The sequence below is a fragment of the Actinoallomurus sp. NPDC052308 genome, assembly GCF_040679195.1.
Lineage (GTDB): Bacteria > Actinomycetota > Actinomycetes > Streptosporangiales > Streptosporangiaceae > Actinoallomurus > Actinoallomurus liliacearum.
Genome location: NZ_JBFAUM010000031.1, coordinates 1 through 22,397 on the forward strand (window position 1 = coordinate 1; position 22,397 = coordinate 22,397).

24 protein-coding genes and 1 pseudogene are annotated in these 22,397 nt (G+C 69.5%); 8 read left to right on the top strand and 17 right to left on the bottom strand.

Translation table 11 applies throughout. The annotated features are described in order from the left end of the window. Positions 1–459: SDR family oxidoreductase (locus tag AB0L00_RS39160; protein WP_364442610.1), on the bottom strand; the 459-nt coding region annotated here is incomplete at its 3' end. A gap of 194 nt (positions 460–653) precedes the next feature. Here AB0L00_RS39160 and AB0L00_RS39165 point away from each other — a divergent pair. Both AB0L00_RS39165 and AB0L00_RS39170 read left to right on the top strand, forming a co-directional pair. Beyond that, positions 654–1,868, top strand: coding sequence for a low temperature requirement protein A (locus tag AB0L00_RS39165; RefSeq protein WP_364442611.1), 1,215 nt, complete (start codon positions 654–656; stop codon positions 1,866–1,868). A 62-nt stretch (positions 1,869–1,930) separates the two neighbouring features. Beyond that, positions 1,931–2,821 (top strand): DMT family transporter, encoded by an 891-nt coding sequence (locus AB0L00_RS39170; RefSeq protein WP_364442613.1) that lies wholly within the window; start codon positions 1,931–1,933, stop codon positions 2,819–2,821. Here the strand turns inward: AB0L00_RS39170 and AB0L00_RS39175 are convergent. Further along, positions 2,754–3,527: a phytanoyl-CoA dioxygenase family protein gene (locus tag AB0L00_RS39175; RefSeq protein ID WP_364442614.1), complete on the bottom strand. Its 774-nt coding sequence runs from the start codon at positions 3,525–3,527 to the stop codon at positions 2,754–2,756. The two genes, AB0L00_RS39170 and AB0L00_RS39175, sit on opposite strands and share 68 nt — an antisense overlap. A gap of 127 nt (positions 3,528–3,654) precedes the next feature. On the opposite strand from AB0L00_RS39175, the gene AB0L00_RS39180 reads away from it, so the two are divergent. Further along, positions 3,655–4,518, top strand: coding sequence for an AraC family transcriptional regulator (locus AB0L00_RS39180; RefSeq protein WP_364442616.1), 864 nt, complete (start codon positions 3,655–3,657; stop codon positions 4,516–4,518). A gap of 24 nt (positions 4,519–4,542) precedes the next feature. Here the strand turns inward: AB0L00_RS39180 and AB0L00_RS39185 are convergent, their stop codons facing one another. The 8 genes from AB0L00_RS39185 to AB0L00_RS39220 all read right to left on the bottom strand — a co-directional run bounded on the left by AB0L00_RS39185 (position 4,543) and on the right by AB0L00_RS39220 (position 11,705). Next, on the bottom strand, positions 4,543–5,139 hold the full coding sequence (locus tag AB0L00_RS39185) for a TenA family protein (protein ID WP_364442618.1): 597 nt from the start codon (positions 5,137–5,139) through the stop codon (positions 4,543–4,545). Positions 5,140–5,246: 107 nt separating this feature from the next. Next, positions 5,247–5,993 carry a glutamine amidotransferase gene (locus AB0L00_RS39190; RefSeq protein WP_364442619.1) on the bottom strand — a complete coding sequence of 249 codons (747 nt, stop codon included), beginning with the start codon at positions 5,991–5,993 and terminating at the stop codon, positions 5,247–5,249. A 42-nt stretch (positions 5,994–6,035) separates the two neighbouring features. Beyond that, positions 6,036–7,079: a phosphotriesterase-related protein gene (locus AB0L00_RS39195; RefSeq protein WP_364442621.1), complete on the bottom strand. Its 1,044-nt coding sequence runs from the start codon at positions 7,077–7,079 to the stop codon at positions 6,036–6,038. Next, a complete protein-coding gene (locus AB0L00_RS39200) occupies positions 7,076–8,092 on the bottom strand; it encodes an ABC transporter permease (RefSeq protein WP_345359327.1) in 1,017 nt (338 codons plus the stop codon). Before AB0L00_RS39200 ends, AB0L00_RS39195 begins: the two co-directional genes overlap by 4 nt. 1 nt (position 8,093) lies before the next feature. Continuing rightward, the gene (locus AB0L00_RS39205) at positions 8,094–8,852 is read right to left on the bottom strand and encodes an ATP-binding cassette domain-containing protein (protein WP_345359330.1); all 759 of its coding nucleotides are present in this window, start codon (positions 8,850–8,852) and stop codon (positions 8,094–8,096) included. After that, on the bottom strand, positions 8,852–9,862 hold the full coding sequence (locus tag AB0L00_RS39210) for a substrate-binding domain-containing protein (RefSeq protein WP_364442622.1): 1,011 nt from the start codon (positions 9,860–9,862) through the stop codon (positions 8,852–8,854). The genes AB0L00_RS39205 and AB0L00_RS39210 overlap by 1 nt, the downstream gene beginning before the upstream one ends. Continuing rightward, positions 9,862–10,821: a carbohydrate kinase family protein gene (locus tag AB0L00_RS39215; RefSeq protein ID WP_364442623.1), complete on the bottom strand. Its 960-nt coding sequence runs from the start codon at positions 10,819–10,821 to the stop codon at positions 9,862–9,864. The genes AB0L00_RS39210 and AB0L00_RS39215 overlap by 1 nt, the downstream gene beginning before the upstream one ends. After that, complete coding sequence (locus AB0L00_RS39220; RefSeq protein WP_364442624.1) at positions 10,818–11,705, bottom strand: BtpA/SgcQ family protein; 888 nt, start codon at positions 11,703–11,705, stop codon at positions 10,818–10,820. The genes AB0L00_RS39215 and AB0L00_RS39220 overlap by 4 nt, the downstream gene beginning before the upstream one ends. A 142-nt stretch (positions 11,706–11,847) precedes the next feature. Between AB0L00_RS39220 and AB0L00_RS39225 the strand changes: the two genes are divergently transcribed. Continuing rightward, complete coding sequence (locus AB0L00_RS39225; RefSeq protein ID WP_364442626.1) at positions 11,848–12,885, top strand: LacI family DNA-binding transcriptional regulator; 1,038 nt, start codon at positions 11,848–11,850, stop codon at positions 12,883–12,885. Positions 12,886–12,899: 14 nt separating this feature from the next. After that, positions 12,900–14,054 (top strand): M20 family metallopeptidase, encoded by a 1,155-nt coding sequence (locus tag AB0L00_RS39230; protein ID WP_364442628.1) that lies wholly within the window; start codon positions 12,900–12,902, stop codon positions 14,052–14,054. 54 nt (positions 14,055–14,108) lie between these two features. Here the strand turns inward: AB0L00_RS39230 and AB0L00_RS39235 are convergent, their stop codons facing one another. Both AB0L00_RS39235 and AB0L00_RS39240 read right to left on the bottom strand, forming a co-directional pair. Beyond that, positions 14,109–14,609 carry a DinB family protein gene (locus AB0L00_RS39235; RefSeq protein WP_364442630.1) on the bottom strand — a complete coding sequence of 167 codons (501 nt, stop codon included), beginning with the start codon at positions 14,607–14,609 and terminating at the stop codon, positions 14,109–14,111. A 41-nt stretch (positions 14,610–14,650) separates the two neighbouring features. Then, a complete protein-coding gene (locus AB0L00_RS39240) occupies positions 14,651–15,277 on the bottom strand; it encodes a class I SAM-dependent methyltransferase (protein WP_364442631.1) in 627 nt (208 codons plus the stop codon). An 85-nt stretch (positions 15,278–15,362) separates the two neighbouring features. On the opposite strand from AB0L00_RS39240, the gene AB0L00_RS39245 reads away from it, so the two are divergent. Beyond that, positions 15,363–15,986, top strand: a complete 624-nt coding sequence (locus AB0L00_RS39245) for an XRE family transcriptional regulator (RefSeq protein ID WP_364442633.1) — start codon at positions 15,363–15,365, stop codon at positions 15,984–15,986. Positions 15,987–16,122: 136 nt separating this feature from the next. Here AB0L00_RS39245 and AB0L00_RS39250 read toward each other — a convergent pair whose 3' ends face one another. Both AB0L00_RS39250 and AB0L00_RS39255 read right to left on the bottom strand, forming a co-directional pair. After that, positions 16,123–16,299 (bottom strand): hypothetical protein, encoded by a 177-nt coding sequence (locus AB0L00_RS39250; RefSeq protein ID WP_364442635.1) that lies wholly within the window; start codon positions 16,297–16,299, stop codon positions 16,123–16,125. Between the two features lie 145 nt (positions 16,300–16,444). Continuing rightward, positions 16,445–17,770, bottom strand: coding sequence for an MFS transporter (locus AB0L00_RS39255; protein WP_364442637.1), 1,326 nt, complete (start codon positions 17,768–17,770; stop codon positions 16,445–16,447). Positions 17,771–18,059: 289 nt separating this feature from the next. Here AB0L00_RS39255 and AB0L00_RS39260 point away from each other — a divergent pair, with 289 nt between their 5' ends. Beyond that, positions 18,060–19,133, top strand: a complete 1,074-nt coding sequence (locus tag AB0L00_RS39260) for a helix-turn-helix domain-containing protein (protein ID WP_364442638.1) — start codon at positions 18,060–18,062, stop codon at positions 19,131–19,133. Between the two features lie 168 nt (positions 19,134–19,301). Here AB0L00_RS39260 and AB0L00_RS39265 read toward each other — a convergent pair whose 3' ends face one another. The 3 genes and pseudogenes from AB0L00_RS39265 to AB0L00_RS39275 all read right to left on the bottom strand — a co-directional run bounded on the left by AB0L00_RS39265 (position 19,302) and on the right by AB0L00_RS39275 (position 20,481). Continuing rightward, positions 19,302–19,430: a hypothetical protein gene (locus AB0L00_RS39265; RefSeq protein ID WP_364442640.1), complete on the bottom strand. Its 129-nt coding sequence runs from the start codon at positions 19,428–19,430 to the stop codon at positions 19,302–19,304. Positions 19,431–19,721: 291 nt separating this feature from the next. Further along, positions 19,722–19,901, bottom strand: a pseudogene (locus AB0L00_RS39270) (HAD-IA family hydrolase); the annotation flags it as partial. Positions 19,902–20,037: 136 nt separating this feature from the next. Further along, positions 20,038–20,481, bottom strand: coding sequence for a hypothetical protein (locus AB0L00_RS39275; RefSeq protein WP_364442641.1), 444 nt, complete (start codon positions 20,479–20,481; stop codon positions 20,038–20,040). A gap of 787 nt (positions 20,482–21,268) precedes the next feature. Here AB0L00_RS39275 and AB0L00_RS39280 point away from each other — a divergent pair. Next, positions 21,269–21,994, top strand: a complete 726-nt coding sequence (locus tag AB0L00_RS39280) for a class I SAM-dependent methyltransferase (protein ID WP_364442643.1) — start codon at positions 21,269–21,271, stop codon at positions 21,992–21,994. The last annotated feature ends 403 nt before the right edge of the window (positions 21,995–22,397 follow it).

Here is a 22,397-nt window from a genome sequence, read left to right on the forward strand (position 1 = left end):
AGGCATCCGCACCGTGTCGCCGTCGGCGGCCTCGTCGGCGATCCGCCGGGCGAACTCGAAGAACTGCGTCGCGTGCACGATCGAGAACGGGATCGATGAGTCCTGAATCAGCTTCTCCTGAGCGACCTTCGCCCGGAAGTAGCCGATGTCGGGCCGCCGTTCGGTGCCCACCACCGACAGCGCGACATGGTGGCCCACCCCGGCCTTCTCCTCCGCCGCCAGCAGGTTGCCGGTGGAGGTCTGGAAGAACTCCAGCACCGCCGCGTCCTCAAAAGACGGGGAATTGGACACATCGATCACCACGGACGCGCCGTCCAGGACCTCGGCCAGCCCTTCGCCGGTGAGCGTGTTGACGCCGGTGTTCGGCGAGGCCGGAACCGCCTCGTGGCCGTGCTCGCCGAGCTTCGTCACGAGCTTCGACCCGATCAGGCCGGTACCGCCGACTACCACGATCTTCATTGACAAGCCTTCCCGTCCGCCGGGGCGCTCCACGCGCCATCCGGTCGCCAGCTAAGACAGGCCACCCGTCCGGCCTGTGACACCTCGGACGAAAAATCTTTAGAGTCGCGGTTGTTCGGCCCGAGCCGTCACAGGAGAGGGCGCTGCCCGGTCCTTATCAGCGGGACGGACGTATGGAGCGATGGGAGCATGGCGTGCCGCCGACAGACACCAGGTATCGGATCCGGGTCCGGATGACCCCGCGCGCGATCGACGAGCCGCACCGCACCTCCAGCCCGCTCGAGCTGTTGTTCGATCTCACCTTCGTGGTGGCGGTCGCGGCCGTCACCGACCGGTTCGCACACGACATCGTCGGCGGGCACGCCCTGGCCGGGATCGCGCCGTTCCTGCAGGTCTTCTTCGCGGTGTGGTGGGCGTGGATGAACTTCACCTGGTTCGCGTCGTCGTACGACACCGATGACGTCCCCTACCGGCTGCTGACCATGGTGCAGATGGCCGGCGTGCTGGTGCTGGCCGCGGGTGTGCCTGCCGCGGCCGACCATTCCGACTACGGCGCCGTGACACTCGGCTACCTCATCATGAGGTTCGCTCTCGTTGCCCAGTGGCTACGGGCCGGGGCCGCGGACCCCGCAGGCCGCCGTACCGCACTGCGCTACGCCGGCGGCATCTCCGCCCTCCAGGCGGGCTGGATTCTGCGTCTGGTTCTCGCCGAGACGGGCGACCTGGCGTCACCGGCCCAGCTGCCGTCCTTCATCGGCCTGGCGGTTCTGGAGCTGGCGGTGCCGCGGTGGGCGGAACGGACCGCGCCCACCAACTGGCACCCGCACCACATCGCCGAACGCTACGGCCTGTTCACGATCATCCTCTTCGGCGAGAGCGTCCTGGCGGCGTCCAACGGAGTCGACCGGGCGCTCGAAGCGGCCGAGCTCAGCGGTCCCCTCGTCGTCATCGCCGTTTCGGGCCTCGTCCTGCTGTTCGCCCTCTGGTGGCTCTACTTCCTCGCCCCGGTCGGCGAAGGTCTCAGCGACCGGCGCCACCGGTCCTACCTGTGGGGATACGGCCACTACGGCATCTTCGCCGCCCTCGCGGCCCTCGGCGCCGGCCTCGAAGTCGCGGTCGAGCAGACCGGGCATCACCTCAGTGCCTCTCCCCTCGCCATCTGCTACGCCGTGGCGATCCCCGCCGCGGCGTTCGTCACCTCGCACTGGCTCGTCCACAGGCCGCTCATCGCCGAACCCGTCATCCGGCCGGCCGCGGTGCTGTCGGCCGCCACCGCCGTCCTGCTCCTCCCGCTCGCGGCGCCGCGAACCGGAGTGGCCGCCGTCATCGCGGCGATCGCCGGCGTCTGCGTCCTGATGACCGCCGTCACCATCCTCCCGAAAGCCGACCGCGAGGCGTGGACCCCGTGACGTTCGGCACCTGAGGAACAGCGACTATCCCCGGTATACCGGTGGAATCTACAGTCGTGGCCGTGACCCTTGTCTCCGAGCGGCCCGTGCGGTCGCGTTCCGTCCGCGGGCCCGCACTGTGCCTGGCCGCCGCCACCGGGTTCGGGCTGTCGGTGGTGTTCGCCAAGGAGGCCGGCCGCGCCGGCACCGGCGTGGAGTCCATGCTCGCGATCCGCTTCGCGATCGCCGCCGTCGTGTGCTGGGCGATCGTCGCCCGGCGCCGTCCCGCGTTCCCGACCCGTCGGGCGCTGCTGGCCTGCGCGGGACTGGGCCTGGTCGGGTACGCCGCCCAGTCGGCGCTGTACTTCACGTCACTGACCAGGATCGACGGCGGACTGGCCGCGCTGCTGCTGTACACCTACCCGGCGCTGGTCACGTTGGTCGCGGTGGCCCTGCGCCGCGAGCACCTCGATGCCAAGCGCGCCGCCGCGATCGTCTGCTCCGCGGCCGGCCTGGCGCTGCTGCTCGGCTCCGGTCACCTCGGCGGCACCGACCTGGCCGGTGGGATCACTCTTGCGCTCGGCTCGGCAGGGCTCTACGCCCTCTACCTCACCGTCGCCGACAGGCTCCCCCACGACCTCGACCTGTTCCTCACCTCCGCGATCGTCTGCACCGGCGCCGCCCTCAGTCTCACCACCTGGTGCGCCCTCACCGGGTCGGCCGACCTTGCGGCACCGCGGTCCTGGCCGCCGTCGCCCTTCTCAGCAGCGGGCGCGGGCAGGACCCGCGGCTCAGGGCGGCGTAGCCCGCCGGCAAGGCTGTCCGAGGAGGGACCATCCCCGTGTGCGCGGGGATGGTCCCTGCCTGACCTGCGACTCGGTCAGAGCGCGAAGCGGAATCCGGGTACTACTGGAAAGGCGGGAAATGCTCGTCGGGCAGGGGCCTGCCTGCGGTCAGGCCGAGCGGGTCGGTGACAGGGTGGGCGGGTTCGGCCGCCAAAGTCAGGTCCGCGTCCACATAGATGACGACGTGGGCGATACGAGGGTCGCCGGTGAGGTTGGGTGTGGCGCTGTGCGCGAGGCGGGAGTTGTGGAACGTGCAGTCGCCCGCGCGCAGGGGAACGGTGACGCGTCGCTCCCACTGCAACTCGGGCGCCACGGTGAACATGTCGGCGTGGTCGGACAGATCCTGCGACCGCAGGCCGTCCAGGTGCTGGGAGCCCGGGATGAATGTCATGCAGCCGCGGTCGACCGGCACGTCCACCAGCGCGATCCAGGCCGAGAGCGCGTGCCGTGAGCCGGCATGCGGCCAGTACGGCTGGTCCTGGTGGAACTCGGTCGCGGCCCCATTGTGCGGCTCCTTGATCAGCAGCTGGTCGTGCCACAACCGCAGCGGGATCCCCGCCAGCCGGCCCGCGATGGCCGCCAGATCCGGGTTCAGGGTCAGCTCGCGCAGCGTCTCGTCGTGACGCCACAGCTGGAGCAGCTGCGTGAAGATCATCCCGTCGTGATGGTCCCGGACGGTGTTCCGGGCCGCCAGCGCCGCTTCGGCGAACCTGGCCGCGTCCGCACGGGAGATGACTCCGGGCACATGGACGAAACCATCACGGCGGTACGCCGACACGACCTCCTCGGAAAGACTCTCCGGCGTGGTACGTGAGCTTTCGGCAGCGACAGTCATACGTGTCTTCCTCGCCTTCTGGGAATTGCCGTTTCGACAACTGTCGCGATCTCCGGGTCCCCCGGCCAGCACGAGAACCCGCAAGCTGTAGCACAATCTTGACGAGCACCCGTCGGAGAGAGGCTCGATGCATCGCGTGCGATTGGCGGAGGTCTTCCCGCCGGACGGGCCGCCCATCGTCGCCGAGCGGTTCGAGCTGCGGAGCGACACCTCCGCCCACAGCCATGACTTCATCGAGCTGGCCGTGGTCATCGGCGGCGCCGCCACGCACGTCACGGCCGCGGGCGAACGGGACCTGGACCGCGGCTCGGTGACGATGCTTCGCCCGGGCGACTGGCACGGCTATCGCCACTGCCACAAGCTGATCGTCTACAACGTGTACGTCGGACCGGAGGTGTTCCGGCGCGATCTGGCCTGGGTACGCACCGACCCGCACCTTGGCCGCCTCCTGCACACCGCCGGCCGGTCCGGCCACCCGCTTCGGCTCGATCCCGCCACGCTGCGCGTCGTCGAGACCGGCCTGGCCGAAACCGCAGGTCGCCCCCACCCGGCCACCCATCCCGGACCGGCCTATGCCGTACGGGCGGGGATACTGCTCTGCCTGCTGGGCGGCTCGGCGGCAACCCTTTCCACCGACCCCGCCGGTGAGCGAACCGACCGCGGCCACCCCGCCGTGGTGGCCGCGGCGCAACTGCTGGAGAACGACGTCCAGCGCGCCTGGAACCTGGACGACCTCGCCTCCGCCGTGAACGTGTCGCCCGCCTACCTGGCACGCCTGTTCACCGCACAGCTCGGCATCCCGCCCATGACCTTTCTGGGCAGGCTACGCGCCGAACGCGCCGCGGCCCTTCTCATCGAGACCGACCTGCCCGTCGCGGCGATCGGAAGGCTCGTAGGCTGGCACGACCCCAACTACGCCAGCCGCCGGTTCCGGCACTTCTTCGCGCTCAGCCCGGCCGCGTACCGCACTCGGTTCCGTCCCGGCGGCTGACGCGGGCGTGAGCCACGTCGGGCCTCACCCGGGTTCGTGGAGGAACACCGCGTCGTGGAAGGCGATCTCGGCTTCGAGCATTCCGGTGAACCAGCGGGCGAGACGTTCGTCCGGGATGTCGGCGGGCAACGCGTCGACCTGTGCCGCGAGCGCGTCCACGCCGGCGTGGAACTCCGTGTCGGCGTGGAGGGACACCCACTCGCCGATCGGCCCGGACGGCACGTCGCCCTGCTCGTGCGCGCGGGTGCACCAGGTGGAGTACAGGCTCTCCGCGGCGAACAGCACGGTCATCACCGCGGGGTACCCGCCCTCACGCGCGGCGGCCAGCGCGAACTCCGACAGCACGGCCGCCCGGCCGGCCGCGTCGGGGCCGGCCGGGGCGGGCCAGGCGGCGCGGGCCGCACGGAAGTAGTCCGCCTGTTCGGTCGTCAGCGCGTGGACCGCCCGCGCGTTGCGTTCGATCGCCGTACGGTCCGGGGCGTCCCACACGGCCAGGCCGTGCAGGCGGGTGGCCGTCTCGACGAAGGCCTCCTCGATCGCCAGGTAGTCGGCGTAGGCCGCGTCGCCGATCGTGCCGGCGGTGACCTCCTCGACGAACCGCATGCCGAGCGCCCGTTCCATGGTCTCGGCGCACGAGTCGAGCAGCCGCCGGGATCGGCTCGGGACCCCGTCGGGCGAGTGACCGGGGGGGCTGGTGACCGGAGACGCTGTGCCTTCGCCTCGCTCGCTCACGGGGTGAGCCACTGGATGAGGCCGCCGAACAGGTCGGCGTAGCCGTCCCACTCCTCGCAGAAGGACGTCGGCGCCCAATGCGGCGAGCAGTCGGAGGTGAACACGGCCGCACGCCCCGAGAGGTGGTCGCCGACGGCGACGAGGGGGTCGCCGTTGAGCGTGGCCAGGATCTCCGCGCCGGGCCGGGGCCGGACGCGGTTGTAGCCCAGGAGCGACGGCCAGTCGCCGGTGACTCCGCCGAGCGCGGGGTGGTCCGCGCCGATGACCTGCGGACGTGCGCCCGCGGGCAGTTCGACGCGGTCGTCCTCGGGGAGCAGTTCGACCGGCAGTACCTCGTGCAGCACGGTGTTGCGGTAGGCGGCCTTGGCCTCGAAACCGGTGAAGGAGAGATAGCCGCCGACCATCAGCAGGCCGCCGCCGTCGCCGACCCAGCCGCGTAGCGCGTCGATCCGGTCGGCGCCCGGCCGTGCCCGCTCGAACACCTCGGGAGAGAGCTGCAGAGAGTTCGCGCCGATGTCGGAGAGCACGACCACGTCGTACTCGGCGAGCGCGGTAGCGTCATCGGGGAACTGCGCGGGCACCAGGTGACCGGGCAGGTGCACGACCTCATGTCCGCGGCTCTCCAGCGCCCGGCGCAGCGGCCCGACGCCCTCCGCGTAGGCACTGGTGGTGAACGAGTCGACCCCCTTGACGTGGATGGAATGGGTGATCCAGCTCTCGCCTGCGATCAGTACGCGGCTCACTGTGGGTACTCCTTCTTATCGTCGTTCGGGACCGGCGCTCGGTCAGGACGCCGCACGGTCGAACAGCCGGGCGGGGTTGGTGCGCAGAAGGTCTTCGGCGGCCTCGGGGGCGATGCCGTGTTCGACCAGCCTGGGGATGAAGAGCGTGGGGACGTACCGGAAGCCGTTGCCGCCGTACGCGGTGAGCATGCTCTTGAGGAACACGTCGTGGCTGAGCAGCAGGCGTTCGCCGTGCCCGCGTCCGATGAGCCGCGCGATGGCGCGCGCGGTCTCGTGCGGTGCCGGGGACTGCCCCTCTCCCGGGTACCGGAACGGCATTCCGATCATGTCGAACTCGAGCCAGACGCCACGGTCGGCGACCGCGTACTGGTAGTCGGGGTCGTCGTGCGAGGGGTCCATGTGGCAGAGCACCACGGCGCCGGGCGGTACCCCGTAGTCGCCCAGCACGATGTCGAGGACCTCGTGCGCCCGGCGCTGCCAGCCGGGCAGGTGGACGTAGAGGGGGACGCCGGTCTCGCGCTGGGCACGCGCGGCGGCGCGCAACGCCGTGTGCTCGTCCTCGGTGAAGTCCGGCGACACACCGATCTCCCCGATGACGCCCGGGAGGATCCCGGTGCCGTCGGCCCCGCCGGTGAACTCGGCCACCAGCTCCCTGGCGAGGCGGCGTTCCCCGGCCGATGACAGGTGCGCCGGATGGTGCGCCTGCAGGTACCAGCCGGAGCCCATGACGATCCGCAGGCCGCTGCGCTCGGCGAGCGAACGCAGCGCCAGCGGGTCGCGGCCGAGCCCGCCCGGCGTGACGTCGACGATCGTGCCTCCGCCTGCGGAGGCGAACGCGCGCAGGTCGGCCAGCATCGCGTCGAGGTCGTCCAGTACGCAGTGGTCGAGGCAGGCGTACGGCTGCTCACGCAGCAGCCAGGCCAGATCCGGGGCGGTCCGGGCGTCGCGCAGGAAGCCCAGCCGCGGGTCGTCCGGCTCCGTGACCGCCTTGCGCACGTCGTTGCGCAGGTGCTCGTGGGTGAGGGTGAGGCCGAGTTCCGCGCTGGGTACCGGCCCGGTCACCGTGGTCACCGTGGTGCCGGTCATGGTCTGCGGGTCAGGTGGGCGAACAGATCGGCGAAGGTACGGCCACGCAGGTTGATCCAGATCGCGACGAGCAGCACCAGACCGGTCACGATCGGGGTCAGGAACGGGCTCACGCCGAGCAGGGTCAGGCCGTTCGCGATCACACCGGTGATGACCGCTCCGATGATCGTGCCGACCATCGTCCCCCGGCCGCCGAACAGGTTCGTGCCACCGAGGACGACCGCGGCGATCACGGTCAGCTCGAAGCCCTGCCCGGAGTTGGCCGAGCCGGAGCCCAGCCGGGCCGCGGTGAGCAGACCCGCCACTCCGGCCGCCAGGCCGGCCAGCATCAGCGTGATCATCTTGATTCGGTCGGTGTTCACCCCGGCGCGGCGGACCGACTCCTCCTGGGAGCCGATGCCATTGACGTAGTTGCCGAACCGCATCGTGGACAGCAGCACCGCTCCGAGCACGACCGCGGCCAGCGCGATCCAGGCCAGCGCGGAGAAGCCGAGGAACTTCGCCGCACCGATCCTGGCGACGTACAGCCGCCGGTCGATCGGCACGGAGAACCCCTTCGTCCACAGCTGCGCGATGCCGCGGATCACCGACATGGTGGCGAGGGTGACGATGAACGGGGGGATCTTCTGGTACGCCGACAACCAGCCATTGACGGCGCCCCAGAAGAGCCCGGCCAGCAGCGCCACGATGATCACCAGGGAGGAGTCCCATCCGGCACGCAGCATCTCGGCGGTAAGGGTGGCGACGAACGCGACGATGGAGCCGACCGACAGGTCGATCTGCCCGGTAGTGATCACGAAGGTCATGGCCACCGCGACGATCAGGGTGATCGCCACCTGAGTGGCCAGGTTCGAGATGTTCCCGAAGGTCAGGAAGTTGGACGCGGCGATCCCGAAACAGAGGAACAGCACGACGGTGACGCCGGCCATGGCCAGGGTCGCCTTGTTGGCACGTTCCCACAGGCCGGGCGTCTCGGCGCGCACGGTGGGGGCCGGCACGGCCTCGACACTCATGTCAGGCCACCTCCTTGGTGTCGGACCCGTTACCCGAACGGGTGATCATGCCGACGAGACGTTCGATGTCCAGCGCGGAGATCGGTTCGTCCTCGACGCTGCGGCCCTCATGCATCACGGTGATCCGGTCGCAGACCTCGAAGAGGTCCTGCAGGCGGTGGGTGATCAGGATGACCCCGACGCCCTGGCTCGCGACGTCGCGGATCATCTTGAGGACCTGGCGGACCTCGGCGACCGCCAGTGCCGCGGTCGGCTCGTCCAGGATCAGCACGCGCGGCTGGAACGACACGGCCCGCGCGATCGCCACCGCCTGCCGCTGGCCGCCGGACAGCCGGCCGATCTCCTGATACGTCGACTTGACGCGGACGTGCAGCTCCGACAGGGTCTCGGCGGCCTTCGCGTGCATCGCCCTGCGGTCGATGAACGGGCCCTTACGGGGTTCGCGTCCCAGGAACAGGTTGCTCGCGACGTCGAGGGTGTCGCAGAGGGCGAGGTCCTGGTAGACGATCCCGATCCGTTCGCGCCGCGCGTCGGCGGGGCTGGTGAAGCGGACGTCGCGGCCGTTGACGGTGATCTGGCCGGAGTCGTGCTGGATGGCCCCGGCCAGAACCTTCATCAGCGTCGACTTCCCGGCGCCGTTGTCACCGACCAGGCCGAGCACCTCTCCGGGGGCGAGCGTGAGGTCGACGCCTCGCAGCGACTGCACCGGACCGAACGACTTGGTGATCCCTCTCAGGGTGACCAGCGAGGTATCGCTCATCACTTCTCCAGGTAGTAGAGGTAGTTCTGGACGTTGGCGGGGGTCACGATCTGGGTCGGGACCGGCATGTCCTTGGGTACGGTCCGGTGGCAGGCCAGGTCGATCGCCGCGTTCATCGCGTCGTAGCCGAACTCGAACGTGTTCTGCTGCACGACGCCGAGGATCCAGCCGGCCCGCAGTCCGTCCACCGCCTGGGAGGACAGGTCCCACCCGACGACCTTGAGGTCCTTGGTGCGCTGCTGGCTGACGACCGCGGCGGCCAGTCCGATGAGGGCCGGTTCGCCGGTGGCGTAGGCGTATTTCAGGTCCGGGGCGCCGGTGAGCAGGTTCTCGGCGGCGGTCTGGGCGTTCTCCTGGATGTTGCGCCCGTCGACCACGTTCTTGATCTTCATGCCCTTGGCGGTGACCTCGTCGGTGAAGCCCTTCTGCCGCTCGTTCTGGATCGTGCTGTTGAGGGCGCCGACCACACCGATGTCACCGCGGCCGCCGGTGATCTTGAGCAGTGCCTCACCGAGTTGCTTCCCACCCTGGGCGTTGGCCGTGCCGACCTGGGTGGCGACCGCGGGGTCGCCGACGGTGGCGTCCACGGCGACGACCGGCACTCCGGCCGCCTTGGCGCGCCGGATCGCGGGCTTGATGCCCTCGGTGTCGACCGCGTCGACGATGATCGCGTCGTAGTGGTTGGCCACGAGGTCGTCGATCGCGTTGGCCTGGGTGGTGGAGTCGTCGTTGCCGTTGACGATCTGCACCTGTGCGCCGGCCTTGCGCGCCACCAGCTGCGCCCCGGTGTTGATCTGGTTGAAGAACAACGCTTGGAGGTTGATCGGGACGATGCCGATCTTCGGCGTGTGACCGTTCGTCTTGCAGGTCTGGGCGATCTTCGCGGGTGGGGGCGGCCCCTGCTCGGTGGCCCTCTTCTCCGCGGCGATCTCGCGTCTGGCCGCCGCGTCACAGCCGACCGTCGTCAGCAGCAGGCCGAGCGAGACCACGGCCGTCACCGTGCGTCGCATCATGTCTCCTCTCCCTGGGAGGGGGCCGGGCCCGGTGTGCGGGCGGCGACGGGGCCGCCCTTCGTGCCGGATCGCGATTCGGGATGGGTGTTGAGGTAGTCGCTGACGGTCTCCCGGCGAGGGAGGCCGTCGCGGGCACCGGGCCGGGTGCACGACAGGCCGGCAGCGACGGCGGCGAAAAGTGCCGCCTGCAGCGGAGACGCCCCCCGGTCCAGTTCGGCGCAGTAGGTGCCGGCGAAGCAGTCCCCGGCACCGGTCGCGTCGACGGTCGTCACCTTGATCGCCTCGCCGTCGTGGCGTTCGCCTGCGGGCGTCAGGAGTGTCCAGCCCCGGGGGCCGTCGGTGACCACCAGGTATACCTGGTGTTCGACGGCGGCCCTGACCAGGGCTTCGTCGTCGCCGAGGAACTCGCTGACCTGCGCCCGGCCGCCGATCGCGTGGTCGGCGGCCGACAGGGCGGCGCGCATCGCCTCCGGCCCGTCGCAGCCGTCGAGATCCACCACCACGTGCGGCCCCGGCGGGCCGGCGAGCACGGTGGCCGCCTCGGGGAAGCGGTAGCCGTCGAGGTAGAGCCAACCCGCGTCCGCCTCACGCGCGGCCCGGACCACCTCGGCGATGTGGTCGGTGTCCACCGCGTCGTCCTGGCTGATGACGGAGCGCTCGCCGTCCGGGGTGAGCAGGATGACCGCCGTGGTGAGCGCGGCGGTGCGGGACGTCCAGGCCGTTCCGATGCCTTCGGCCTCGAGCGCCTTGAGGAACGCCGTGCTCAGCCGGTCGGTGCCGACCACACCCGCGAACCGCGCGTCGGCTCCCACCCTGGCCGCCGCCACCGAGGCGTTGGCCGCCATCCCGCCCTCGCCGTACTGGACGCCGGTGGCCTGCACGCGGGCGCCGGGTCCCGGCAGCACCGGGACGCGGACGGTCAGGTCGGTGTTGGCGTAGCCACAGAAGACGATCACGGAAGGACCACGCCCGCCTTGACCGCCGCGGCGGTCAGCTCACGGACCTTGGCCGTGTCGACGCGCCCCCACCAGCGGCCGTTCTCCTTCACCGACGACGCGACGATCACGCCATCGCAGGCGGGCAGCAGCTCGCCGACGTTGCCCGCGGTGATGCCGGAGCCGATCACGACCGGGAGCGTGGTGTTCGCGGCGATGCCCTCGACCTCGTCCAGCGCGGCCGCGTCGCCGGTCCGCGACCCGGTGGCGATCAGCACGTCGGCGCCGAAGAACTCGGCGTCCTCGGTCTGCTCGGCCAGCGTGCGATCGGCGACGATCGAGTGCGAGCCGTGCTTGACGTGCACGTCGGCGAAGACCTTGACGGGACCCGCGCCGATCCGGCTGCGATAGCGGGTGGCGTGCGCCGACTGGCCCTCGATGATGCCCTCGTTGGCGACGTAGGCGTTGGCCCACTGGTTGACCCGGACGAAACCGGCACCACCGCTCCAGGCGGAGGCGATCGAGCACTCGGCGGCGTTGGACAGGATGCTGACGCCCAGCCGGCCCCCGGCGTTCGCCGGCAGCGCGTGCCGTACCCGGTCGGTTACCACGGCCATCGCCGCCGCGGTCTCGTAGCCGTGTTCTCCCGGCTTGAGGAACGGGATGTCCCAGTGGTTCTCCACGATGAGCCCGTGGCAGCCGCCCTCCAGGTACGCCCGCGCCTCCTCGATCGCGAACACGGAGATCTCATCGAGTGAGGCCCCCTCGTAGTGCGGGCTGCCCGGCAGAGGGGGCAGGTGGATCACGCCGATGACGACCTTCGGAGTGCCGAACAGCTCCTCGATCGCGTTCGGCTTGGGAGGGAACACGCCCAGTACCTGCTCGCTTCCGGCGGCCCGCACCATGTCGCTCCTTGTGTAATCGATTGCAGTGAAGTTGCGTTGAACCGTAGGTGGCGTATCCGCAGGACGTCAAGGGTCTATACTCAACTTCGTCGCTGTTGATCAGCAACGCTCTCGTTTCGAGGCGGATCGGGAAGGTAAACGATTGCAGCGCGTCACGATCGCCCAGGTCTCCGAGCGCGCCGGCGTCTCCACGGCCACGGTGTCCCGCGTCCTCTCCGGCAAGGGGCCGGTTTCGGCCGCGGTGGAGCGCAGGGTCCGGCGCGCCGCCGAGGAGTTGGGCTACCAGGTCAACCCCATCGCGCGGGCACTGCGCAACAGCCGGACCGACACCGTGGGCATGGTCGTGCCGAGCATCTCCAATCCGTTCTTCACCTCGCTGGTGGAGAGCGTCGAGCACGTGCTCGAACGCGAGGGCAAGGAGCTGTTCCTCTCCGATGCCCGATCCGACCCGGCGATCGAGGCTCGGCGGCTGTCCTCGCTCGCGGCGCGCAACGTCGACGGCATCATCGTCAGCCCGAGCCATGGCACCGAGAGCGGCCCCGCGGTCCAGGAGACGGCGGACCGGCTGCCGCTGGTACAGCTCGACCGGTTCGTCGGCGGCACCAACACCGACTGGGTGGGCGTGGACGACGTCGCCGCGATGCGCATGGTCATGGATCATCTCCACGAGGGTGGGGCGCGTTCCGCGGCCTTCATCGGCTCCCTGCTGACCAACTCCTCGACCGAGCAGCGGTTCGCCGGGTTCCGGCGCCGCGCCGAGGAACTGGGCATGAGCGTCCACTCCGACCAGGTCTTCCTCGGTGACTACAGCGTCGACTGGGGCGAGGCGGCCGCGGCGCGCCTCGTCGACGCCGGGAACCTGCCGGACGCGATCGTGTGCGCCGACGACCTGATCGCTCTCGGGGTCACGCGCGCCTGCCGCGCGTACGGCATCGCGGTCCCCGATCAGGTACAGGTGACCGGGTACGACAACATCGAGTTCTCGCGGCTCGGCGAGCCCGCCCTGACCACGGTGGATCAGCCTCGTGACCGCATCGCCGAGGAGGCCGTACGGCTGCTGGCCGCCGCGAGCCGGGCGGCGGACACCGACCGAGGCCCGTCCGCCCGCATCGCACTCGTGCCGACGCTCGTGGTGCGCGACAGCACCAGGGCCGGCGCGGCGCGCCGGGCCCAGCACTGATCAGGAGGCCGAGGATGGGTGGATCAGCCGGACGAGCCGACGCGGCCGGGCACGGCGGAGCGCTGGCGCTCGCGCGGCGGCTGGTGCGCATCGACACCAGAGGCGGCGGTGAGCGTCCGGCCGCGGACCTGGTCGCGGACGTGCTCGACGACGCGGGCTTCGACGTCCGCGTCGACGAACCGCTGCCGGGCAGGGCCAACGTCATCGCGCGCTTCGGTCCCGAGACGCCGCGCGTCCCGGTCACGTTCACCGGCCACCTGGACACCGTGCCCGCCGAGGAGTCCGGCTGGTCGTTCGACCCGATGAGCGGCGAGGTCCGCGACGGACGGCTGCTCGGCCGCGGTGGCAGTGACATGAAGGCGGGCGTCGCCTGCCAGGTCGAAGCGGCCGTGCGCGCCGCCCGGGAGCGTCCCGGTGACACCGCGGTGCAACTGGTGTTCACCTTCGGTGAGGAGACCGGCTGCGACGGCGCCGCCCTGATCGACCCGGCGTCACTGACCCCCACCGACCTGCTCCTGGTCGCCGAGCCGACGGGCAACCGGCTCGTTCTCGGGCACAAGGGCACGCTCTGGCTCAAGGTGAACGCCCACGGGATCTCCGCGCACGGCTCCCGGCCGGAACTGGGACGCAACGCGCTCGCCGCGCTCGCCGGTGCGGCGTCGCGGATCCACGCGTATCAGGGCTGGCCGGTGAGCCCGGCGTACGGACCCGCGACGGTGAACGTCGGCACCTTCCACGCGGGTACGCAGCCCAACCTCGTGCCCGACCGCGCCGAGATGCGCTTGGACGTCCGTACGATCCCCGGCTTCGGCTCCGACGACGCGGTCGCCGAGATCACCCGTCTTTCCGGCGAGGACGTCGCCATCGAGCGGCTGGTCGATCTGCCGGGGGTCGCCACCGATCCGGCGGACGTGACCGGGGTCATGGAGCTTCTCGTGCCCGGCTCCTCGACACGGCCACCCGAGTACGCGACCTATTTCACCGACGCCTCGGTGCTCACCGGCAAGCTCGGCGCCCCCGCGGTGATCGTGTACGGGCCCGGTGACCCCGAGCAGGCCCACGTCACCGACGAGACCTGCTCGGTGGCCGCGATCGCCGAGTCGGCCGCCTCACTTCACCACCTGCTCCGCGCATGGGACGACTCGCTCATCCGCACGCCCCATCGATGACGCCACCGTCGCCTGCGGGTCCCACCGTGTCGCCGGCAGTCCGGCGAACCAGAGTCAGCGCCCGGTCGCGCCGTCGATCAGTTCACGGAGGATGTCCGCGTGGCCGGCGTGACGGCCGGTCTCCTCGATCATGTGGGTGAGCGCCCAGCGGACACTGGGAGCGGGGCGTCCCGGCCGCGGTCGAGGGACCGGTGCACCGAGATCGGCGCACCCGTCGAGCACTTCGTTCGCGCGCTCGATCGTCTCTCGGTAGCGGGCCACGACGTCGGCCACGCTGTCCGCCGGCGCGGCCTGGAACGTCGCCTGCCAGTCGGTGACGTCGTCCCCGAGGAACATCGAGCGTTCGACGGAGGTCAGGTGGTCGAGCAGGCCGAGCAGGTTCGTGCCCGACGGCACTGCGGCTGTTCGCGCCTGCGGTTCGGGGGCGCCGTCGACCTTCGCGGCGATCGAGGTCCGGAGGTAGTCGAGGAATCCGCGCAGGGTCTCGCTCTCACTGCTTCCGGTCCGGGGTGGCGGGGTGTCGCCGCGGCGGTCGCGGCGCGTGGTGCTGGGCACAGTGGTCTCCGTCCTTCGTCGGGAGCGGCGCCGGCCGCCGTTCAGGCGGTGCGGCGGATGAGGAGGACATGGTCGGTGACCTCGGCCGTGCGCCCGCCCGGTCCGGTCGCGATCCGGCGGGGCACGTCGGCCCGCTCGACGGTCCATGTCGCCGGGTCCAGATCGATACCGGCGGCGACCTCGTGCGGGCTCGGGTACCGGGCGTCGGGATCCTGGTTCCACGACCACGGCGCGGCCGAGCCGTGGTCGACGACCAGCAGCCGCCCGTCCGGGCGCAGTGCGTGCGCGGCGGAACGCAGGACGGTTGTTCTGTCCAGGTCGAAGGGGGTCTGCAGGTAGTGGGCGCAGATCAGGTCGAATCCGCCGGGTGGGAAGGACTCGTGCAGGTCATGCCGTACGGCGATGACGCGGTCGGCCAGGCCGTGCGAGCGGGCGAGGGCGGCGAGCCGCTCGACCGCCACGGCCGAGATGTCGGCGGCGGTGACGTGCCACCCCTGGTCGGCGAGCCACAACGCGTCGCCGCCGTCGCCGCATCCGAGGTCCAACGCGTCGCCGGGCGGCAGGCCCGTGATCGTCTCGGTGAGGCGGGCGTTCGGCTGCGGGCTGCCGGCCGCCGGTCGGGCCGCGTGGACGCCGTCCCAGAAGGTGACCGCATCGGTGGTGCTCATCAAGACTCCTCTGTCGGTATGCGCTCAGTCTTGCCAGGCATGCCAGGACCGGCATGGAATCTTGCTGTTCTGGCAAGATGGCCGTGTGGATCGCAAGACGGACGACGACGTGCTGGACGCGGTGGGGCCGCGGCTTCGCGCGCTGCGTCGTGACCGCGGCATCACCCTCGCCGACCTCGCGGCGACGACCGGTGTCTCGGAGAGCACCCTGTCCCGGCTGGAGAGCGGACAGCGCCGGGCGACCCTTGAATTGCTGCTGCCGCTGGCTCGTACCTACGACGTTCCGCTGGACGACCTCGTCGGCGCCCCGCGCACCGGCGACCCCCGGATACACCTGAAGCCGATCAGGCGGTTCGGGATGACCTTCGTGCCCCTGTCCCGGCGACCGGGCGGGGTGCACGCGTTCAAGATGATCATCCCGGCCCGGCCGAAACCGCTCGAACCGACCCCGCAGACCCACGAAGGCTTCGAATGGCTCTACGTGCTCAACGGTCGGTTGCGGCTCGTGCTCGGCGAGCGCGACCTGACATTGCCGCCCGGTGAGGCAGCCGAGTTCGACACGTCCTTGCCGCACTGGCTGGGCAGCGCCGACGGCGGCGTGGTCGAACTCCTCATCCTGTTCGGCCTGCAAGGGGTGCGCTCGCACGTACGCACCGACCCTCGTCGGCCGTCTCAGGTCGAGAGCCGGCGGTGGGCGAGATCAACATGACCTGGAGCTGACCGAGCGGGCGGGGACGCGCCAGGCCTCGACGCCTGGCTGGCCGACCTCAAGGCCGCCGAAGCCCGCTCCCACTGAGCGGACGACGATGGTCCGGCCTCACAGGGCCGGACCATCGTCGCGAGGGTCAGCGCCTGTCTGCGTTGAGCAGACGGGCGGTGATCGCTGCCGGGCCGACTTTGGTGTCCGGTTCGATGACGGTCTCCGCGCGCCCGTAGACCACCGTCACGGGCTCCCCCGTTCGGGCGGCCTCTTGGATCGCGTCGTGCATGACATCGTCGAGGTGCACGTTCGGGTCGTTCACTTCGATTCGTTTCGGCATTGGCCTTCTCCGTCTCATTTTTCGTCGCGCCCCGCTGATGCGGAGGCGCGCACTGCGGGATAGACCGTGCCGAGCCGGGCGGGATGTGCAGGCCGAGCACGCAGGCGCCCTACGGCGACGGGCCGGTTCACTGACCCGACGAACCGGATGTTTCGGTCGAGACTGTCAGAGAGGGAATCGGTGTGGCTCCGGGGAGGGGCGCAGCTGTATCCCGCTCGCCGGCGATGCCGATGGTGCCGTCGGGGAAGCGCTGGACCGAGCGCACGCCGGGCAGCAGGTTCAGCAGCAGGCAGGGTGTGCCGATGAGGGCCGCGGCGGCCAGCAGGGTCGTGCGCGTCCCGAGAAACTGGGCGACCGGAGCGGCGGCGGCGTAGCCCGCGGGCATGGCGATCAACGAGATCATCCAGTCCAGCGAGCTGACGCGGGCCAGCATCTCCTCGGGGAAAAGCTGCTGCTGCGTGGTCGCCAACACCTCGCCGATCAGCGAGGTCATGGTGAAGGCCACGGCCACGCTGAGAGCGATGACGAAGACCGGGGCGGGGGGAGCGAGCAGAGCCAGCGGGCCGATGCCGATCAACGCGGCGGCGTTCGCGGTGACCAATGGGCGGCGCGGCCGGTAGTGCAGCGCGGCCAGGCCGCCGATGATGGAGCCCACCGAACCGGTGACCATGATCACGCTCCAGGCGCCGGCTCCGCCGTGGCCGTGCTGCATCACGACCGGGCCCAGGACGAAGAAGAACGCTATCGCGAAGTTCCACACGCCCCAGCAGAGCAGATTGGCCAGGTACCAGCGGCGCTGGGCCACCACCGACCAGCCGTCGCGCAGGTCTGCGAAGAAGTGCTGTTTCTCGGACCGCTGCGCCTGCCTGCGCAGGTGCATTCGGGAGATCAGCGCGAAGCTCAGCAGGAAGCTGATGGAATCAATAAGGATCGCGGTGCCTGGACTGGAGATCGCCAGCAGCAGCGCGGCGAGGGCCGGGCCGAGCACCTTGGTCGTGCTGTCGGTCAGGCCGAGCAGTGCGTTCGCCGGTTGCAGATGCTCAGCGCCAACGAGCTCGGGTAGGACGGCCCTGGCTGCGGGGGTGAAGAAGGCGAAGGCCATGCCGGCGATCGTGTAGGTGACGGCGAACTGCCAAACCGCCACGTGATGCAGGAATATCATCACGGCGAGCAGGCCGTAGCAGACCGCCTGGATGGCGTCGGTCGCCATCAGCACGAACTTGCGGGACAGTCTGTCCGCCCAGACCCCGCCCACCGGCAGCATCACCACTTGGCCGACCGCTTCGCAGGTCAGCACCTCGCCGACGTTCAAGGCGCTGCCGCCTGAGCGCAAGATGGCGAAGACTATCGTCACTGGTATCAGGGCATTGCCCATGGCGGAGATGCTGCGCGCGGTCCACAGGAGTCGGTAGGGGCGCTCCCGCAGCGGGCTCAACGATTTCGGCATCGGCATGGGCGGCCCTACTTTCTGAGTAACAGGTGGTGCGCCGCGCTCGCTTACCGGTGCGCCGTCGCGGCCGCGGCGATGCCGCCGTCTGCGACGCTGGGCCGACCGGTCAGCCGAGGCAGCCCGGGCAGGGGCGGGCGTACCCTGGCGGGCTTTGATCGTGGCCTCCGCTTCCTCCCTGTGCGCTTCGGAGCGGGAAGGGCCCTCATGTGGGATCTTGCGGGATGACAGGACAAGGGACCAATGATTTGATCAGCTTCGAAGGCAGTCACGTTTGTCCGGATTGGCGGGGTGCATGATCAGGGTCACGCTGGGAGCCGACGCCCTCGCCGGCACCCGGTTCGCGATCTCACCGATCCACACGGTCGGCCAGCTGCTGTTCCTGTTCCATCGCCGCCCCCATCTGCTGGCCCCGGCCCTGCGGCGACGCCTCCAGGCGGCCCTGCGTGAGCGCGATCTGGGGCTGGTGGCGCGGTTGATGCGCGGCAGCCACGGCGGCTACACCCCTGACTTCATGACCCCCCGCCCTCGCACTTTCCACGCCGACCTGCACACCGAGCTGCATCATCTGGCCACCACACCGGCCGAGCGCATCGGCTACGACATGGGCGAGTTCCTCAACGGCTCCAGCGTCACCGGCGCCCCAGGGGTGGCTTCCAAACCGGATGCGGTCGCCATCCTGAACGTCCTCGGCCACGGCGAGACCCACCTGGCCCACACCCTCGCCGACCAGCTCCACCACCTGTGGGACGCCGTCCTGGCACCCGCCTGGCCGCAACTGCGCGACCGGATGGAAGCCGACATAGCCCAGCGCGCCGCCACCATCACCCACGACGGCTACACCACCCTGATCAACCAGCTGTGCCCCACCCTGACCTGGCGCGACGGCGGCCTGGACATCGACCTATGGCGCGACACCGCCCAACCCGACCCCCACCATCACCACACCACCGCCGACACGATCGTCTTCACTCCCTCGGCGTTCGCCCCGACCTCCTGGTTCTGCGTCGACGCTGAGAGCGCCCCCCATAAACAACCAGTGACCATCGTCTACCCCCTCCTGCCCGACTCCGCCCCCGCCGCCACCTCAGCGGCCGGTCTGGCCGCCATCGTCGGCGAAACCCGGGCCCGGATCCTGGCCGCCCTGGCCGCACCCCGCACCACCGGGCAACTCGCCCAGGACCTGCACCTCACCGCCGGCACCATCTCCTACCACCTGCAACTCCTCCACCAGGCCGGTCTGGTCACCCGTGTCAGACACGCACGCCAGGTCCTCTATCAGCAACGCCCGCCCACGGACGAGCACATGCCCCCCGCCGGCCCGCCGGTCATCGCCGCTCCGGGCCCGCTCGCCGACCAACGAGACTGACGACTTAAGCCCTCCGCCTCCCGATTTCCTCGGTCCCGGGAGCACAGGCGTCCCGCGTGCGCAGGGCCTGCCCACGAGCGTGGCTGGTGGGTGCTTCGCGTAGAAACGCGTTCCCCCCGAGCCGGGGGGAACGCGTTCATTTCGAGGAGCGGAGTCGCCCGGTCAGGACTACGGCCTGCGGTTCGGGATCTTCGGCGGCGGAGGGGTGCGCGCCGGCAGGCCATCGATCTCGTCGCTGCTCACCCTGCGCCCGCCCTGGGGCTGCTGCTCGTCCGACCCCGACTGCTTGTCGTTCATATCGATCTCCTCTTGTCCGTGGTCGCGGTCCACGCTCTGGTTGCGGACCGGCACCCGTTCCACAGCGGAATCGGGTCAGTGAAGACAGTCCGGTGCTGCTGGGAATGGCATCGCTTGAAACTCCGCGCCGCCATAGCAACGGTGGCCTGGCTCCCCTACCCGGCCCTCCACCTCACCCGCGTGCAACACCGCCTCCAGCAAGCCCGCAAACAGGAGAGATACGACCTCACCGCCTGATCAACCCGTCGCCGGCAGCGCCTCGATCCGGGCGATCGCCTGGTCGTTGTCCCGTTACAGCACCGCGTGGATGCCGGCCCGGCTCGCCGCGTCGACGACGTCGACATCGTCGAGGAACACCATCTCCTCGGGTGAGACACCGAGACGCGCGCAGGTGAGTTCATAGATCCGCGGATCGGGCTTGCACATGCCGACTTCGTGCGAATACACGATCTCGTCCACCACATCCTCGAATCCGTAGGCGGCCTGCTCACGCTCCCACCCCCGATATCAAAGACAACCACACGAACCATCATGATCTTTATGACGGTGATCCACGTCCCCGTGTTCAAAGATCGCCTGCATCGCCCGCGACCTTGCTCCGTCCACTTCACGAGCTCTCCGCGGCAATGAACTCCTCAACATCAAAAAAAGATATTTCCCATTCAGAAATGAGATCCCCATCCTCGTCGACGGTAGCGCGAGGCGCAATATACTCCCACGGCACACTGGGATCGAAATTACGATCCAACTCATCGACGAAGACGAGATGATTTTGCACAAAAACGCGATCACCTGAACGATACAGAGGCCATACCGTGAAGAAATTAGCCAGTGTTGGATCGAGAACCGATGTCAGGAGACACGAAACATCACCGCCATCCGCCAGCCGCCGTAGCGCACCGATCCAGCTAGTCCGATACAACTCAACAGACCAGAATGTCAGATCCGAAAGAAAGACTTCTCGATGGGCACCTAGTTGAATCACGCCCTCCGCAATCAGGGGATCATCTTTTATGACCTTACCAGTAAAAGCGATATCAAAGTTCGACATTAGCCAATAGCCACCCTCTTCGCTAGATACTGATTGTAGGTACCGGCACTACTGCCGTGTCGGTCGAACGTTCATCGACCGTTGCGTGGCTTGCGCGCGTATACCTGCGGATCGTCCCGACTGTCGATGCCCCCGGAGGGCAGCAGCCGAAAAGGCGGGCAGGTCGATGCGGCGGGTAAGGGCTTCCGCCTTGGGCGGGCCGAGCCACAGGCGCACATATACCGAGCGCAGCACCACGACCGCCAAGGATGCCCGACCTCAGCCACCCCGTCGACCCGCCGCCGATACGCCTCACCGCAGCCCGCGGCGACCGCAACCGGGTATCGACACGCTTCAGGGTGCGCGATGGCCTTCGAAGCCGAAGGGGGCACCAGACTTCTTGACCATTATGGAATCCGACTGTAGCGTCTCCGCTGTTGAACTGCTTGACTGAACGGGGGCCAATGTTCGGCATGCAATTACGGAAGTCCGGTCTCGGACTTATCCTCGATCGTAGGACGGAACTCGGAAAGAACCACTCCGACTCTCCCCTGCTCGCAGTTGCCGGAATCAGGGTCGTTGCGATTCCGGTCATGTTGGCGGGGCCGCCGCCGCCCGACTCGGCGCGTCCGCGGCTGCCGACGCCCTCGAAGGCCCGGCCCCTGCCCCTGTTCCGCGCAGCGCCGACGAGCTGATGATGCTCACCCCTACATCGGATACGACGGGCATTCCGGGGCGCTGACCAAGCAGTGGCACACCCGAGACCCCCTGCGCACGATTTTCAGTTCGAGACCACTCTGGGGAACCCATGGCGCAGTACGACATCCTGGCCAAACAACTCAGCGATATCGAGAAGGCCATCCACTTCTACCGTGAGCACGTGGAGCTCCCATCGTTCTTTAACGCACTGGGGCCGGTGAACGGCAAGCGTGTGCTGGACGTGGGGTGCGGCGACGGTCTCTATGCCCGGCTGGTCGCCCAGAGGGGCGCCGGTCAGGTGGTGGGAACGGACTCCTCCAGCGAGATGATCCGGCTGGCCGAAGCCGCCGAGGCGGACCAGCCGCTGGGAGTCCGGTACCACGTCCACGACGTGGCGACGATGCCGGCACTGGGCGAATTCGACCTGGTCATCGCCGTCAACGTACTGCACTACGCGGACAACAGGGCGACGCTGGACGGCATGTGCGAACGGATCTCCTCGAACCTCGTCTCCGGCGGCAGGCTGCTGGCCTACGTCGGGAACGCGGATGTCGACAGGGAGGCGGCACGGGATTTCGGTTTCATCGTGGACCGCCCGGCCGAGCTCAGTGAGGGAGACCCCTTCACCGTCACGATCCGCACGAATCCCCCCGCATCAGTGCAAGTTCACTACTGGACGGCGACGAGCCTCACTCGGGCCGTGGAATCCGCCGGGTTCACGCGGGTCGGCTGGGAGGAGATGACACACTCCTCCGTCTCCGATGACGCCGCCGCGCGTCTCGGCCGCCTGCTGAAGAACCCGCCGGGCCTCCTTCTCAGCGCTTACAAGGAATGACCCGGAAATCACGCGGGATGAGTCCGGCACAGACACTCGGTCAGTGCGGTGCTTCCGTGCCGTGACTCTTCCGCCGTGGCCGTTGCGTCAGATCTTCCCGGCCTCGGCCGGTGTCCCTCCGCGCGCCTGGGCGGGCGCGCCGATGGGCCGCCAGCGGTCGGCGATGCGAGCCTCGACCTGCGGCATGGTGGTGTGTACTCCAGGTCCTCGATCGGCAGCCGGTGCGGCTCGAACGGGCCATGCCGGCGCAGGTGGTCCATCGCGAGATCGGAGACGCCCGACGGTCGCTGACGTCCGGGGCGGCCTTGCGGAGCGCCTGTTCGATCGAAGTCCGGTGCGCGGCGACCGCCGCTCCCCTCGGCTGCCCACGGACCATCGCCTCTATTTCGCCGGTCGCGAGGGA